The following is a 14,305-nucleotide window of genomic DNA, read 5'->3' as shown; positions in this document are numbered from 1 at the left end:
GGGCGCGCCCGCCCGGCCGCGGCCAAGGGTGCCGCGCGCGGGGCCTCCCGTGGAACCGCGGGCAGCGGCGGCGGCGGAACGTCCACGCGCAAGGCGAAGCAGGTCGACGAGCACGAGATCGTCACCGGCCGTAACTCCGTGCTCGAGGCGCTTCGGGCGAAGATCCCCGCCTCGACGCTCTACATCGCGACCCGCATCGAGATGGATGACCGGGTCAAGGAGATCCTCACCCTCGCCAACCAGCGCAACATCCCGATCCTCGAAGTGATGCGCCCGGAGCTCGACCGCCTCGCCGGCCGTGACTCGGTGCACCAGGGCCTCGCCCTCAAGGTCCCCGCCTACGAGTACGCGCACCCGATGGAGCTGCTCGAGCTCACCATCAGCCGGGGCCACAAGCCGCTGTTCGTGGCCCTCGACGGCATCACCGACCCGCGCAACCTCGGCGCGATCATCCGCTCGACGGCGGCCTTCGGCGGGCACGGCGTGATCGTGCCGCAGCGCCGCTCGGTCGGTGTCACGGCCTCGGCCTGGAAGACCTCGGCCGGCGCGGCCGCCCGCACCCCGGTCGCGATGGCCCCGAACCTCACCCAGACGCTCAAGGCGCTCAAGGAGCAGGGCGTTCTCGTCATCGGCCTCGACGGCGGCGGCGACGTCATGCTGCCCGAGCTCGGCCTCGGCTACGCCGAACGTCCGATCGTCGTCGTCGTCGGCAGCGAGGGCAAGGGCCTGTCCCGCCTCGTCACCGAGACCTGCGATGCCATCGTGTCGATCCCGATCCAGGCGGCGACCGAGTCGCTGAACGCCGGGATCGCCGCCGGAGTGACCCTCTACGAAATCTCCCGCCTCCGCGCCGCAGCCAAGGCCGCGAAGGCCGCCGCCAAGCTGGCGAAGTAACCCGCCCCACCCCCCACCCCCGCGAAACCGCAGTCGTGCGCGTTATGAGTGCCTCATAACGCGCACGACTGCGGTTTCGCGGGGGGTGTTAGACGGGGGTTAGACCTTCAGGCGCCAGTCGGGCTCGGCGTCGGCGTCGGTGGGCAGTGAGATCGGCAGCGTGATCGACCCCGTCGGCGGCTCGATCACGGTCGCCTCGTCCCGGCGGTGGCGCAGCACGTCCTGCACGTACGAGGTCACCGCTTCGGCCAGCGGGATCTCCCGCGACTGGTTCTGGGCCATGAACCAGCGGTGGTCGAGCAGTTGGTGGAAGACCTCGGCCGGTTCGAGTTTGCCCTTGAGCTCGCGGGGGATCGCGCGCACGACCGGCTCGAAGACGCGCACGAGCCACTCGTGGGCCATCATCTCCTCGTCGGAGTCCGGCTGGGCGTACGCGGCCCGGTAGGAGTCGAGGTCGTTGAGCAGGCGCCTGGCCTGGTTCTCCTCCGCGTCGAGCCCGGTCAGGCGCAGCAACCTGCGCTGGTGGTGCCCGGCGTCGACGACCTTCGGCTGGATGCGCACCGTCGTGCCCGTGTTATCCGTCTTGATGGCGAGCTCGTCGATGTCGAAGCCGAGGTTGTTGAGACGTTCGACGCGTTCGCGGATGCGCCACCGCTCGGAGCTCGCGAACGACTCGGAGCCGGTCAGCTCCTTCCAGAGCAGCCGGTACGCCGCGACGATGCCGTTGCTGACCCGGATCGGGTCGAGCTCGTCCGCCACCCGGCCGCCGGCCTCGAGGTCCATCAGTTCGCCGGCGATATTCACCCGGGCGATTTCCAGGTCGTTTTCGCGCTGCCCGTTGGAGAGCCCGCCGGAGTAGAGCTGTCCCGTCTCCGCGTCGACGAGGTAGGCGGCGAACGCCCCGGCGTCGCGGCGGAACAGGGTGTTGGAGAGGGAGACGTCGCCCCAGAACAGTCCGACCATGTGCACGCGCACGAGGAGCACCGCGAGGGCGTCAACGAGGCGGGTGGCGGTGTCGGGCCGCAGGGTCTGGGAATACAGGGCGCGGTAGGGCAGCGAGAACTTCAGGTGCCGGGTCACGAGCACTGAGTTCAACGGGTCGCCGTCCTCATCCGACCGGTTCGTGATCACGGCGACGGGCTCGACGCAGGGGATCTCCAGCGTCTGGAGGGTGCGCAGCATGTCGTACTCCCGCTTGGCCATCTCGCTCGTGGTCTCCTTGATCGCCACGACGCGACCGCTCAGGTGGGCGAAGCGCACCAGGTGGCGCGAGATCCCCTTGGGCAGTGCCGCGATGTTCTCGTTCGGCCAGGCGTCAAGCGGGAGCTGCCACGGCAGGTCGAGAAGCGCGGGGTCGGCGGTGGCCGACGTGATGTTGAGGGAACCGCTCATGAAGTGAGCCTCACTGTGCAGGAATGAATCTGTGCAGGAATGAATCTGTTGGGGAACGTATCAGCGCCGCAATGACAAGGCCGGACGGAGCAATGCCCCGTCCGGCCGTTGTCACTTCGTGAACCTAGTCCGCAACCGCTCCGCCGAGGCGCAGGCCGGATTCCGCGTCGAAGACGTGGAGGTGGTTGGGCGTCGGGGTCAGGTAGACCGTGTCCCCGGCGTTCGGGTGCGAGCGTCCGTCGACACGGGCGACGATGTCGGTGCGCTTGCCCTCGACCGTGGAATGACCGTACAGGTAGCCGTCGGCGCCGAGCTCCTCGACCAGGTCGACCTCAACCTGGAGTCCTTCGCCCTGCGCGGTCGCCAGGTGGATGTCCTCCGGGCGGACCCCGATGGTCACCTTGTCGCCGCTCGCCCCAGCGAGGGTGTCGCGCTGCACGGGGACGGTCGCGGTGCCGAACTTGACGCCTCCGTCGACCCGGTCGGCCAGGAACAGGTTCATGGCCGGGCTGCCGATGAAACCGGCAACGAACACGTTGTTCGGCTTCGCGTACAGGTCTCGGGGCGTGCCGACCTGCTGGAGGACGCCGTCCTTGAGCACCGCGATGCGGTCGCCCATGGTCAGCGCCTCGGTCTGGTCGTGGGTCACGTAGACCGTGGTGACGCCGAGGCGACGCTGGAGGGACGCGATCTGGGTGCGGGTCTGCACGCGCAGCTTCGCGTCGAGGTTGGACAGCGGCTCGTCCATGAGGAACACCTGCGGCTGGCGCACGATCGCGCGGCCCATGGCGACGCGCTGGCGCTGACCGCCGGAGAGAGCCTTGGGCTTGCGGCTGAGGTACGGCTCCAGGTCGAGCAGCTTGGCGGCCTCGAGCACGCGGGCGGCGCGCTCGTCCTTGTTGATGCCGGCGATCTTGAGCGCGAAGCCCATGTTCTCGGCGACGGTCATGTGCGGGTACAGGGCGTAGTTCTGGAAGACCATGGCGATGTCGCGGTCTTTCGGTGGGACATCCGTGACGTTGCGCTCGCCGATGAAGATGTTGCCGTCGTTGACCTCTTCGAGGCCGGCCAGCATACGCAGCGAGGTGGACTTGCCGCAGCCGGAAGGGCCGACGAGGACGAGGAACTCGCCGTCAGCGACCTCCAGGTCGAGGTGATCGACAGCGGGGCGGGTGGAACCCGGGTAGAGGCGGGTTGCCTTGTCAAAAGTGACCGAAGCCATGGTTTTCTTCTCCTTCACCGGCAGGAACGTGCCGGACGATCCGTTGTGAGTGGGATGTGACACCTGTCCCGCCAGGCGGGCCGGGTATCCTGACCAGTATTGCATGGCAGCCGCCCTCGCCCCGCGGCGGGCGTACAGCCGCCGTTTGGGGTTTTCCCAGACACGCGTTCTACTCTGTGGAGGGCTATGCACACACAGTGCGGGCATCCACACGTTCGGAGCAACTATTCATGACTAACGGCGGACCAGGCGACAGCCGTCCTTCCAAGAATCAGCGACGCGACGCGGCCCGCAAAAAGGCCACGCTGCTGCGCGAGGAACAGAAGAAGAAGGATCGTCGCAACCGGGTCTTCCTGCAGGGTGGAATCGCCGTGGCGGCCATCGCCATCGTCGGCATCATCGCCCTGATCATCGTCAACTCCATCCGGCCGGTCGGGCCGGGCCCGGCCAACATGGCCAGCGACGGCGTGCTCATCGGCGAGGGGCTGACCACGGTCAAGACCCCCGCCCTCCAGCCCGACGCGAAGCCCGTCGCTTCGGTGCCCGACGCGACCGGCACCGTGGCCGACATCCGGGTCTACGTCGACTACCTCTGCCCGTACTGCGGCGAGTTCGAACTGAACAACAGCGACCAGATCGCCCAGTGGGTTGAGGCCGGGGCCGCGACGGTCGAGATCCACCCCATTTCGATCCTGACCAGCAAGTCCGCCGGTACCCAGTATTCCCTGCGCGCGGCCAATGCCGCTGCCTGTGTGGCGAACTCCTCGCCCAACGACTTCTACGCGTTCAACGCCGCCCTGTTCGCCGACCAGCCCGAGGAGGGCACGGCGGGCCTCACCGACAAGCAAATCAAGCAGGTCGTGCGGAGTTCGGGCGTCACGTCCTCGTTGTCGAAGATCGACACGTGCATCGACGACCTGACGTACAAGTCCTGGGTTCTCGACGCCACCGACCGGGCCCTGACCGGCCCGATCCCCAACGCCTCGATTCCCAAGGTCACCGGCACGCCGACCGTGCTCGTCAACGGCAAGCAGTACCTCGGGTCGTTGAAGGACCCCAAGGAATTCGCGGCGTTCGTGCTGCAGTCGGCGGGCGCCACGTACTCCACGTCCACCCCGACGCCCACTCCGACGACGACCCCGGCCGGGTAGAACGCGCCCGCCCTTTCGGTTCTGTGATTTAGGATGGGTGTTCGAGGCCCTCGGGCCTCATGCCGGCCTGGCGCAATTGGTAGCGCACCACTCTTGTAAAGTGGGGGTTACGGGTTCAAGTCCCGTGGCCGGCCCTGGACAGTCCCGTTAAGGCCCGCCCCGGCCCAGGGGTTTCGGCGCTAGAGAACGGTCAGGAACTCGGCCGGATCGATGGGCAGGCGCACCCCCGGTTTGGCGTCCGGCGGAACGCCGCCCACGTAGAGCCAGCCGAGAAGCTCCTCGTTGTCGGCAAGTTCGTGCATGCGGCGAACCGGCGCGGATCGCGTGTGGGGCCCGGTGCGCCACATCACGCCCCAGCCGGCGTCAGCCAGCAGCAGGCTCAGTGCGTGGGCGACCCCGGCCGCCGCGGCATCCTGCTCCCAGTCCGCGACCTTCTCGCTCTCGCGGCGGCTGATCACGAGGGCAATCAGGAGTTCGGCGCGCAGCGGTTTGGCAGCGGTCGTGGCCGCCTCGGCGGCCGTGTGGCCGGATGCCGCGACCAGGGCATCGCCCAATCGCCGCCGTGCGTCTCCGCGCACCTCGATCAGGCGCCACGGCCTCAGCGCGCCGTGGTCGGCGACACGTGCCACGGCGGCTACCAAAGGCAGCAGTTCGTCGTGGCTGGGGGCATCCGGGGTCACCCTGGAGTACGACCGGCGCGCCGCGAGCGCGTCGGCAACGGCCGACACCGCCGGCTACTCGACGGGCGTGAAGTTGAGCGCGATGGAATTCATGCAGTACCGGTCTCCGGTGGGCGTGCCGAAGCCGTCGTCGAAGACGTGCCCCAGGTGCGAGCCGCAGTTGGCGCAACGCACCTCTGTGCGCACGGTGCCCAGGGTCCGGTCCTCGATCAACTCGACCGCCTCGGGGCGCACGGACTCGTAGAAACTCGGCCAGCCGCAGCCGGAATCGAATTTGGTGCCGCTCTTGAACAACTCGGCGTTGCAGGCGCCACAGGTATACACGCCCGAGCGCGCCTCATCGAGCAGTTCTCCCGTCCAGGCGCGCTCCGTCGCGGCCCCGCGGAGCACCGCATAGCGCTCGGGCCCCAATTCCTCGCGCCACTCGGCTTCAGACTTCTTGACTTCGTGGTCCATGTGCGTCCCTTCGTTCCCGGGCGCCGCCCGGTTCTCACTCCATCAGCCTAAACTCGCGCGGCCGCCCCGGCATTCCTTTCACGGGCAGCGTCCAGCGAACTCCCACAGACTCGAACCGGCGTACGGTTGGCGGACATGCACCGGGCGCACCCAAATAGGATGACCGTAGCCGGCGTCGGTGAAAGCGGGCGGCACGTGCCCGGTGAGATGACGAGGGAGAGGTGGCCGATGGAGAAATCACACGAACCGGCCGCCGACGGCAGCCCGGAGTCGGCCTCACTGTCCGCGCGGGACGTGGCGATCCTCGACTTCGAACGACAGTGGCGCAATCACGCCGGCGCCAAGGAGCAGGCCATTCGGGCCGAATTCGGTCTCTCGGCTGCACGGTACTATCAGTTGTTGGGTGCCCTCATCGACTCACCTCTGGCCCTCGCCCGCGACCCCATGCTGGTTAAGCGACTGCATCGGATGCGCGAAGCCAGGGCACAGGCGCGAGCGCGCCGCGCCGCACTCCCCACCGACTGATCGAGACCGAACCAGACTGACAATGCCCCAGCCCTATCCGAAAGACCGCTTCGACGCCCACCCGCCTGCTCTCGACCGGGTGGGCGCACACCGGGCCCCGGGCAAGAAGGGTCGCGGCTGGCTGGCATTCTGGTGGGCACTGGCCGCCACGGTGGTGCTGATCGCGATCGGAGCGCTGGGTCTGCTGTTCCTGAACAACCGCCTCGCGCCGGACACGTCCGGACTCGCGCCCACTGCGGCCCCGGCCACGTCGACCCCGACCGCGACGCCGAAGCCGGAGCCGTCGGCGACGCCCACGCCGAAGCCGACCGTTGACCCGAACCTGTCCGTCACCGTGCTCAACGGCACCCTGACGGTGGGTCTGGCCGGATCCGTCGGAGACGTCCTCGGCTCCGAGGGGTGGACCGTCGGGACGCTCGGCGACGCCGCCACCTCCGACGTTGCCGAGACGATCGTCTACTACGCCGACCCCGCCCTGGAGGGCGCGGCACGGGGGGTCGCAGAGTCCCTGCCGGGGGCCGAAATAATGCTCGCGAACGACTTCGCGGAGTCCGATGCCGAGCTCACTGTTGTCGTCGGCAACGACTACTCTCCGCCGGCCGGATAGGGCGCCCGGCAGCCCTGCTTTTCAGCCATCGACCGGCAATTTGTCAACCCCCTGTTATTCCAGAGCCTCTTCGCTACGCTCGGCCATGGTCGCTCATTTTGTCCGTGCAGCTCGCCTCTGTGGAGGTGGACCCGTTGCACGGCCATGGTGGACGCAGGCACTGCACCGAAGCAGTTTCCGCGGAAGGCCCGGCGCGGCCAGTGGGCCCGTGCCGACGCAATCACAGCACTGGGGAGTAACACATGGCGCACGGAACCGTAAAGTGGTTCAACGCTGAGAAGGGCTTCGGCTTTATCACCATTGACGGCGGGGGGCAGGACGTCTTCGTCCACTATTCCGCCATTGACATGAGCGGATACAAAGTCCTCGAAGAAGGCCAGGCGGTCGTCTTCGAGGTTGGCAGCGGAGCGAAGGGCCCTCAGGCCGAGTCGGTTCGACCGGCCTGAGCTGCACCAGTTTCGAGGCTTGCACGCCCAACGCCGCGCGGGAGCACCGCGCGGCGTTAGGGTGAAACGGTGAATCAGAACAGTGAAGCGATGAAACGCAGCCGACGCGTGACCGTGAGGATAGTTGCCGCGGTCATTCCGGTCCTGCTTCTGGCCGCCTGCACTGCCGAAGCACCGCGGCCGACCGCGAGCATCAAGCCGACCTCGACGGCGAAGGCCTGGGTGTCCACCTACACGGCCCCGGCCGCGACCGTGCTCGCACCGCTGCGCGGAACACCCGTGCCTCCGGGGAGCGCGGCGCATCCGTCGCTGGCGGTGAAGATCGACAACCACGAGGCGGCGAGGCCGCAGATCGGCCTCGAGAGCGCCGACATCGTCTTCGAGGAACTCGTCGAAGGCGGGATCACCCGCTACGTCGGGGTCTGGCACTCGGACATCCCGAAGCTGATCGGGCCGGTGCGCTCGATCCGGCCGATGGATCCGGACATCATTACGCCCTTCGGCGGAATCGTCGCCTACTCCGGCGGCCAGCCGCAGTTCGTCAAGGCGATGGAGGCGACCCCGGTCGTGAACGCCGTCTTCGACTACGACCGCAGCGGACTGTTCTACCGGATCGACACGAAGTCGTCCCCGCACAATGTCGTGGTGAACGCCAGGACGCTCGTGGGCCGGTACCCCAAGCTGGCCCCGCCGAGGCAGCACTTCGCCTACGCGGCCACCGCCGCGTCGTCGTCAGCGGTGGTGGACGGCAAGGCCATCCGCACGATCCAGACCCGCTTCTCCACCGCACGCTGGCCATCCTGGGCCTGGAACGCCAAGGCGAATTACTACCTGCGCTCCCAGGAGGGCGCGCCGGACCGCAACAGCAAGGGCGCGCAGCTCAAGGCGACCAACGTCGTCGTCATGCGTGTCGGCATCGACCGGCGCTACGGCGACGTCCCCAAGACCACCATGATCGGTTCGGGAGAGGCCTGGGTCTCGACCGGCGGACGGAGCCTGCGCGCCACCTGGGTCAAGCGATACCCATCGTCGCCGATCAGTCTCGTCGACGGTAACGGCGTGACGATCCGGCTTGCCGCCGGCAACACCTGGATCGAGCTGGTCCCGACGAAGCAGGGTTCCGTCCAGCTGGTGCCGTAGCGCCCCGCCCGTTCACTTGCACTCTCGGCACCAGAGTGCCAGAATCGTCTTTGGCACTCTCTCCTTATGAGTGCTAACCCCATCACGTTTTTGAACGTCCGGGAGGGACGAGAAACACTTATGGCAAAGATCATTGCTTTCAACGAAGAGGCCCGTCGCGGCCTTGAGCGCGGCCTGAACATCCTCGCCGACACGGTCAAGGTCACCCTCGGCCCGCGCGGACGCAACGTCGTTCTGGAGAAGAAGTGGGGCGCACCCACGATCACCAACGACGGCGTGTCCATCGCCAAGGAGATCGAACTCGACGACCCGTACGAGAAGATCGGTGCGGAACTCGTCAAAGAGGTCGCCAAGAAGACGGATGACGTCGCCGGCGACGGCACCACCACCGCCACCGTCCTCGCTCAGGCGCTGGTTCGCGAAGGCCTGCGCAACGTCGCAGCCGGCGCCGACCCGATCAGCCTCAAGCGCGGCATCGAGAAGGCCACTGCTGCCGTCATCGAAGAGCTCATCGCGAACGCCAAAGAGGTCGAGACCAAGGAAGAGATCGCGGCCACGGCTTCCATCTCTGCCGGTGACGCTGAAATCGGCGCCATCATCGCCGAGGCGATCGACAAGGTCGGCAAGGAAGGCGTTGTCACCGTCGAAGAGTCCAACACTCTCGGCACCGAACTCGAGCTCACCGAGGGCATGCGCTTCGACAAGGGCTTCCTGTCGGCGTACTTCGTGACCGACCCCGACCGTCAGGAAGCGGTCTTCGAAGACCCGTACATCCTGATCGTCAACTCCAAGGTCTCGAACATCAAGGACCTGCTGCCGATCGTTGACAAGGTCATCCAGACCGGCAAGCAGCTCCTCATCATCGCCGAGGACGTCGACGGCGAGGCCCTGGCCACGCTCGTTGTGAACAAGATCCGCGGCATCTTCAAGTCCGTCGCCGTCAAGGCTCCGGGCTTCGGTGACCGCCGCAAGGCCCAGCTGCAGGACATCGCGATCCTGACCGGTGGACAGGTCATCGCCGAGGAGGTCGGACTCAAGCTTGAGAACGTGACCCTCGACCTGCTCGGCACCGCCCGCAAGATCGTCATCACCAAGGACGAGACCACGATCGTCGAGGGTGGCGGAGACGTCGAGGCGATCGCCGGCCGCGTGCAGCAGATCCGCAGCGAGATCGAGAACACCGACAGCGACTACGACCGCGAGAAGCTCCAGGAGCGCCTGGCGAAGCTCGCCGGTGGCGTTGCAGTCATCAAGGCCGGCGCCGCGACGGAGGTTGAGCTCAAGGAGCGCAAGCACCGCATCGAGGATGCCGTCCGCAACGCGAAGGCTGCCGTTGAAGAGGGCATCGTCGCCGGTGGTGGCGTTGCGCTGATCCAGGCCGGCAAGACCGCTTTCGAGAAGCTCTCCCTCACGGGTGACGAGGCAACGGGTGCGAACATCGTGCGCGTGGCCATCGACGCGCCGCTCAAGCAGATCGCCCTCAACGCCGGCCTCGAGCCGGGCGTCGTCGCTGACAAGGTGCGCAACCTGCCCGTCGGCTGGGGCCTCAACGCCGCGACCGGTGAGTACGTCGACATGCTCCTCGCCGGCATCAATGACCCGGTGAAGGTCACCCGCTCCGCGCTGCTCAACGCCGCGTCGATTGCCGGACTGTTCCTCACCACCGAGGCCGTTGTCGCCGACAAGCCCGAGAAGCACCCGGCCCCGGCCGGCGACCAGGGCGGCGGAATGGACTTCTAAGTCCCAACCCGTTCCACAGCACCGCAGTTCCAGATGATGGGCGCCTCCTTCGGGAGGCGCCCATTGTTGTGTCTCGTGTGCGCCTGCGCCGCCTCTGGCGCCCGCTCAGATGCCCGTGACGTCAGCGTGAGAACAGGCGCGCGTTTGCCTGTTCGACATCGGCATACTGCCGGCCGGCCTGCGACAGGGCCAGGTTGAGTCCCTCCGCACTCTCCTCGACGTGTCGCTGGGTCGCTCGCCAATCGGCCACGGCGCCCTGGAAGGCCGCTGCGGCCTGCCCCGTCCACGACCCTTCGAGGCCGGTCAACTGCGCCAGCAGGCCGGCGACCTCGGCCTGGATTCGGGCGATTGACGCCCGCGCGGCGGCCGTCGTACTCAGCACGGCCTCGCTGTCCACCTGGTAGCTCGTCATGTCCGTCGTCCTTCCGCTCGCACGCGACCGTAGTGCCGCCGACTGCCGCCCCGATCGAGGGAGCCCGGACTGTGGACGGCGCCCCGGGGGCCCGCCGGTGGGGAGGGCGCCCCCCGAGGGTCGCTCTGCGGCCACGACCCGGCCATCCTCGGGCCATCTGCGCGTCGTGCGCCCCCGACAACCTGAGGGCGTAACGCCAACCCCAAGGAGACCGCATGAGACTTCTCACCCCCACCCGCCAGATCCGTCCGAGTGGACGCCGGTCCGCGAGGGCAGCGAGTGTGTTCGTGGGTATCGCCCTCGCCGCCGGCGCGACCGTGCCCGTGACCGCTGTCGCGCACGCGAGCGAGGCCCCGGCGTCCGTCACGGTCGTAAACGCGGCTCACCGAGGTGCCAGCGCCTACTTTCCCGAGAACACGCTTCTCTCCTTCCGGGAGGGAATCGCCCTCGGCGGGGACCTCACCGAGCTCGACGTGCAGCGCTCCAGGGACGGTGAACTCGTGGTCATCCACGACACCAACCTGGCTCGGACGACGAACGTGGAGCAGCTCTTCCCCGACCGCGCTCCCTGGAAAGTCAGCGAATTCACCTATGCCGAGATGCTCAGCCTCGACGCCGGCTCCTGGAAGGACCCGAAGTTCGCCGGTGAGAAGATCCCGACCCTTTCCGAGTCGATCCAGACCATCCGCAACGGCAGCGGCGGCATGCTCCTGGAGATCAAGGCGCCGGATCTCTACCCCGGCATCGAGGCCGAGGTGGCCGCTGAGATGAGCACGTTCCCCGGCTATGTCCAGTCGGCCGTCGCCGCGGGGCGACTCGTCGTGCAGTCATTCAGTTTCGGCTCGATGAAAGCCTTCAAGTCGCTCGAGCCCACCATCCCCGTCGGGCTGCTCGGCACGCCGACGATCGCCCAACTGCCCGAGCTGGCGACCTGGGCCGACCAGATCAACCCGTATCACTACTCCATCGACGCCGCGTACGTGGCCGAGGTGCACCGCCTCGGGATGGAGTGCCTGACCTGGACGGTCGACAGCGACGCTGACATCAGGCGTGCGATCGACCTGGGCGTCGACGGCGTGATCACCAATCGGCCGGACGCACTGAAGCGCATCCTCGCCGACGGGGTCGCCCGAGGCTAATCCGACCGCGCCTCGGGGGCACTCGGCGGGGTGATCCCCTGGGGCGCATTCGGCGAGCCGGCCAGGGGGAGCCAGACCCGGAAAGTTGCCCCGCCGCCCGGGGTGTCCAGGACCTCGACCGTGCCGTTGTGGCTGGCCACGATCGACGCGACAATGGCGAGGCCGAGGCCGCTGCCCCCGGTTTCCCGGGCGCGAGAGGTGTCGGCGCGCCAGAAGCGCTGGAAGATCTTGTCCCGAATCTGCGGGGGGATGCCCTCGCCGTGGTCGACCACCGCGATCGACGCCCGCTGGTTGCGCCGATCGACGGACACCTCGAGCTCGACCGGACTGTCCGGCTGACTGAAGCGCAGGGCGTTGCCCATCAGGTTGGTGATCACCTGGCGGATCTTGTTCTCCTCGGCCATCACGACGGCCGGGACCGCGCCCGACGGCGCCGCGGGCTCGGTCTGCGTGGCCGGGGGGTCGGTTCGGCGCGGCTTGCGCGTGCGCAGCCGGGCGAGCGTCGCGCCGGCGAAGGAGATGGGACCGGTGAGGGCAGCCCCGTTGGCCGGCTGCGCTCCGGCCGCGTTGACGGGCCGAGCGGTGTCGGCCGGGTCGGCGTCGACGGCGGGGATGTCCGCGGTGTCGGGGAGCTCCTCCTTCGGCGGGCGCGACACGACGGTCACCCGCCGGCCCGGGGAGGACGCCATGGCGTCGAGCGCCGCGTCGCGGGCCAGGGGCATGAGGTCGACCTCGGCCAGGTCCAGGGGCTTCGTTTCATCCAGCCGGGCCAGCTCGAGGAGGTCCTCGACCAGGCCGCCCATCCGGATCGCTTCCTTCTCGATGCGTTCCATCGCCTGCGCGACGTCCTCGGGCGTCTGCAGCGCACCCATCCGGTACAGCTCCGCGTAGCCGCGAACGGAGACGAGCGGGGTGCGCAGCTCATGGCTGGCGTCACCGACGAACCGGCGCATCTGGTCGATGGTGCGCGCGCGGTCCTTGAAGGCCCGGTCGATGCGGTTGAGCATGGTGTTGAGCGAGCGGTTCAGGCGGCCGACTTCCGTGTTCGGGGTGGCGCCGCCGAGACGCTGGCTGAAATCGCCGTCCGCGATCGCAGCCGCCGTGCGCTCGACCTCGCGCAACGGCGCGAAGGTGGTCGTCACGAGCAGCCGGGTCAGTAGCGCGCCGACGAGCACGACGCCCACGCCGAAGCCGAGGAAGATGGTGAGATAGGTGGCCATGGTATTCTCGGTCGGCTTCAGCGACACGGCCATCAGCAGGGTTCCGTAGGTGCCCTGGGGACTGATCACGAACGGCACCGCGACGGCGTGGAACTCGGTGTCGTGGTTCGCGCTGTGGAACGTCAGAATCTCGCCGTCGAGCCGGGTCACGGTCTGGAGATCGAGCGGCATGTCGACCACGGGCAGGTCCCGGCGGGGCCGGTCCCGCCAGGTGCGGTCCCGGAGGGTGCCGCTCTCGTCGTACAGGGCGACGAAGTAGTCGGACGGCACGCCCTCCGCGCTGCCCGCGGTCAGGGAAGCCGCCGAGTTGCCGTTGAGCGCCGTCTGCGCCTCGGTCTGGAGGCGCGCGTCGACCTGCTGGATGACGTACTGCCGGAGCATCGCCATCGTGCCGATGCCGGAGACGAGGAGCCCGAGGGTCAGCATCAGCACGGTCACGCCGGTGATCTTGGAGCGAAGGGAGGTACGGCTCCAGCGCTCCGTCAGTGACTCATGCATGTGGCCCTCAGTTTACGGGCGCAGCCTGTGAGCTACGCCTTGGCCGCCTTGAGCATGTAGCCGAAGCCGCGCTTGGTCTGGATCAGCGGCTCGCTCGAATGCGTGTCGACCTTGCGCCGCAGGTAGGAGATGTAGGACTCGACGATTCCGGCGTCCCCGTTGAAGTCGTACTCCCACACGTGGTCGAGGATCTGCGCCTTGGACAGCACCCGGTTCGGGTTGAGCATCAGGTAGCGCAGGAGCTTGAACTCGGTCGGGCTGAGCTCGATCGGCTGGTCGCCGACGAGCACCTCGTGGGTGTCCTGGTCCATCGTGAGTTCGCCGGCGCGGATGACGGCATCCTCGTCGGCGTGCATGGTGCGGCGCAGGATCGCCTTGATCCGCGCGACGATCTCGTCGAGGCTGAACGGCTTGGTGACGTAGTCGTCGCCGCCGACCGTGAGCCCGGTGATCTTGTCTTCCGTGTCATCCTTCGCGGTGAGGAAGAGGATCGGGGCCGTGTAGCCGGCCGTGCGCAGGCGCTTGGTCACGCCGAAACCGTTGATGTCGGGGAGCATGACGTCGAGGATGATCAGGTCGGGCTCCTCCTCGAGTACGGCGGAGATCGCCTGGGCGCCGTTACCCACGGCGCGCACGGCGAAGCCGGCGAAGCGCAGGCTGGTGGTGAGAAGATCCCGGATGTTGGGTTCGTCGTCGACAATGAGAATGCGGGGGCCATCGGTCATGCCACCAGTATCTGCGCGTTAGCTGGGATGTTCCTGAGAGCTACCCTTCCCCGCGAAA

General features: G+C 67.9%; 15 protein-coding genes and 1 tRNA gene. 9 read left to right on the top strand and 7 right to left on the bottom strand.

Annotated features, from left to right (window positions below):
* The coding region (gene rlmB / locus E3T33_RS01075) for a 23S rRNA (guanosine(2251)-2'-O)-methyltransferase RlmB (protein WP_134574554.1) at positions 1-894 on the top strand (894 nt) is incomplete at its 5' end.
* 99 nt (positions 895-993) lie between these two features.
* Here the strand turns inward: rlmB and E3T33_RS01070 are convergent.
* Together E3T33_RS01070 and ugpC are read right to left on the bottom strand one after the other, a co-directional pair.
* Positions 994-2,286, bottom strand: coding sequence for a DUF4032 domain-containing protein (locus E3T33_RS01070; RefSeq protein ID WP_092322198.1), 1,293 nt, complete (start codon positions 2,284-2,286; stop codon positions 994-996).
* Positions 2,287-2,410: 124 nt separating this feature from the next.
* Complete coding sequence (gene ugpC, locus E3T33_RS01065) at positions 2,411-3,508, bottom strand: sn-glycerol-3-phosphate ABC transporter ATP-binding protein UgpC (protein ID WP_092322455.1); 1,098 nt, start codon at positions 3,506-3,508, stop codon at positions 2,411-2,413.
* A 230-nt stretch (positions 3,509-3,738) separates the two neighbouring features.
* Here ugpC and E3T33_RS01060 point away from each other — a divergent pair, with 230 nt between their 5' ends.
* The gene (locus E3T33_RS01060; RefSeq protein WP_092322197.1) at positions 3,739-4,659 is read left to right on the top strand and encodes a thioredoxin domain-containing protein; all 921 of its coding nucleotides are present in this window, start codon (positions 3,739-3,741) and stop codon (positions 4,657-4,659) included.
* A 61-nt stretch (positions 4,660-4,720) separates the two neighbouring features.
* Positions 4,721-4,793, top strand: a tRNA-Thr gene (locus E3T33_RS01055).
* A 45-nt stretch (positions 4,794-4,838) separates the two neighbouring features.
* Here E3T33_RS01055 and E3T33_RS01050 read toward each other — a convergent pair.
* Positions 4,839-5,387, bottom strand: coding sequence for a nitroreductase family protein (locus tag E3T33_RS01050; protein ID WP_092322195.1), 549 nt, complete (start codon positions 5,385-5,387; stop codon positions 4,839-4,841).
* A gap of 6 nt (positions 5,388-5,393) precedes the next feature.
* Positions 5,394-5,795, bottom strand: a complete 402-nt coding sequence (msrB, locus tag E3T33_RS01045; RefSeq protein WP_092322194.1) for a peptide-methionine (R)-S-oxide reductase MsrB — start codon at positions 5,793-5,795, stop codon at positions 5,394-5,396.
* A gap of 228 nt (positions 5,796-6,023) precedes the next feature.
* Here msrB and E3T33_RS01040 point away from each other — a divergent pair, with 228 nt between their 5' ends.
* From E3T33_RS01040 to groL, 5 genes are all read left to right on the top strand, one after another.
* Positions 6,024-6,320, top strand: coding sequence for a DUF3263 domain-containing protein (locus E3T33_RS01040; protein ID WP_092322454.1), 297 nt, complete (start codon positions 6,024-6,026; stop codon positions 6,318-6,320).
* A gap of 22 nt (positions 6,321-6,342) precedes the next feature.
* A complete protein-coding gene (locus tag E3T33_RS01035) occupies positions 6,343-6,927 on the top strand; it encodes a LytR C-terminal domain-containing protein (protein WP_134574553.1) in 585 nt (194 codons plus the stop codon).
* A gap of 242 nt (positions 6,928-7,169) precedes the next feature.
* Positions 7,170-7,373, top strand: a complete 204-nt coding sequence (locus E3T33_RS01030) for a cold-shock protein (protein WP_092322190.1) — start codon at positions 7,170-7,172, stop codon at positions 7,371-7,373.
* 90 nt (positions 7,374-7,463) lie between these two features.
* The gene (locus tag E3T33_RS01025; protein WP_092322189.1) at positions 7,464-8,513 is read left to right on the top strand and encodes a DUF3048 domain-containing protein; all 1,050 of its coding nucleotides are present in this window, start codon (positions 7,464-7,466) and stop codon (positions 8,511-8,513) included.
* 120 nt (positions 8,514-8,633) lie between these two features.
* Complete coding sequence (gene groL / locus E3T33_RS01020) at positions 8,634-10,253, top strand: chaperonin GroEL (protein WP_092322187.1); 1,620 nt, start codon at positions 8,634-8,636, stop codon at positions 10,251-10,253.
* Positions 10,254-10,374: 121 nt separating this feature from the next.
* Here groL and E3T33_RS01015 read toward each other — a convergent pair whose 3' ends face one another.
* Positions 10,375-10,665, bottom strand: coding sequence for a WXG100 family type VII secretion target (locus E3T33_RS01015; protein WP_092322186.1), 291 nt, complete (start codon positions 10,663-10,665; stop codon positions 10,375-10,377).
* Between the two features lie 215 nt (positions 10,666-10,880).
* Between E3T33_RS01015 and E3T33_RS01010 the strand changes: the two genes are divergently transcribed.
* Entirely contained in the window at positions 10,881-11,804 is a 924-nt protein-coding gene (locus E3T33_RS01010; RefSeq protein ID WP_092322184.1) for a glycerophosphodiester phosphodiesterase family protein, read from the top strand.
* Here E3T33_RS01010 and E3T33_RS01005 read toward each other — a convergent pair.
* Both E3T33_RS01005 and E3T33_RS01000 read right to left on the bottom strand, forming a co-directional pair.
* Positions 11,801-13,522: a HAMP domain-containing sensor histidine kinase gene (locus E3T33_RS01005; protein ID WP_134574552.1), complete on the bottom strand. Its 1,722-nt coding sequence runs from the start codon at positions 13,520-13,522 to the stop codon at positions 11,801-11,803. The two genes, E3T33_RS01010 and E3T33_RS01005, sit on opposite strands and share 4 nt — an antisense overlap.
* Before the next feature lie 32 nt (positions 13,523-13,554).
* On the bottom strand, positions 13,555-14,247 hold the full coding sequence (locus tag E3T33_RS01000; RefSeq protein ID WP_092322181.1) for a response regulator transcription factor: 693 nt from the start codon (positions 14,245-14,247) through the stop codon (positions 13,555-13,557).
* Between the last annotated feature and the right edge of the window lie 58 nt (positions 14,248-14,305).

Source organism: Cryobacterium sp. TMT1-2-1, from assembly GCF_004403955.1.
GTDB lineage: Bacteria > Actinomycetota > Actinomycetes > Actinomycetales > Microbacteriaceae > Cryobacterium > Cryobacterium psychrotolerans.
This window is presented reverse-complemented; position numbering and strand designations above follow the sequence as displayed.

What these genes read in the sequence shown, in the direction of transcription:
- E3T33_RS01060 (WP_092322197.1), top strand. Translation starts at nt 3,739, where the DNA reads ATGACTAACGGCGGACCAGGCGACAGCCGTCCTTCCAAGAATCAGCGA.
- E3T33_RS01000 (WP_092322181.1), bottom strand. Translation starts at nt 14,247, where the DNA reads ATGACCGATGGCCCCCGCATTCTCATTGTCGACGACGAACCCAACATC.
- E3T33_RS01040 (WP_092322454.1), top strand. Translation starts at nt 6,024, where the DNA reads ATGGAGAAATCACACGAACCGGCCGCCGACGGCAGCCCGGAGTCGGCC.
- E3T33_RS01035 (WP_134574553.1), top strand. Translation starts at nt 6,343, where the DNA reads ATGCCCCAGCCCTATCCGAAAGACCGCTTCGACGCCCACCCGCCTGCT.
- E3T33_RS01015 (WP_092322186.1), bottom strand. Translation starts at nt 10,665, where the DNA reads ATGACGAGCTACCAGGTGGACAGCGAGGCCGTGCTGAGTACGACGGCC.
- ugpC (WP_092322455.1), bottom strand. Translation starts at nt 3,508, where the DNA reads ATGGCTTCGGTCACTTTTGACAAGGCAACCCGCCTCTACCCGGGTTCC.
- groL (WP_092322187.1), top strand. Translation starts at nt 8,634, where the DNA reads ATGGCAAAGATCATTGCTTTCAACGAAGAGGCCCGTCGCGGCCTTGAG.
- E3T33_RS01070 (WP_092322198.1), bottom strand. Translation starts at nt 2,286, where the DNA reads ATGAGCGGTTCCCTCAACATCACGTCGGCCACCGCCGACCCCGCGCTT.
- msrB (WP_092322194.1), bottom strand. Translation starts at nt 5,795, where the DNA reads ATGGACCACGAAGTCAAGAAGTCTGAAGCCGAGTGGCGCGAGGAATTG.
- E3T33_RS01030 (WP_092322190.1), top strand. Translation starts at nt 7,170, where the DNA reads ATGGCGCACGGAACCGTAAAGTGGTTCAACGCTGAGAAGGGCTTCGGC.
- E3T33_RS01010 (WP_092322184.1), top strand. Translation starts at nt 10,881, where the DNA reads ATGAGACTTCTCACCCCCACCCGCCAGATCCGTCCGAGTGGACGCCGG.
- E3T33_RS01025 (WP_092322189.1), top strand. Translation starts at nt 7,464, where the DNA reads ATGAAACGCAGCCGACGCGTGACCGTGAGGATAGTTGCCGCGGTCATT.
- E3T33_RS01005 (WP_134574552.1), bottom strand. Translation starts at nt 13,522, where the DNA reads ATGCATGAGTCACTGACGGAGCGCTGGAGCCGTACCTCCCTTCGCTCC.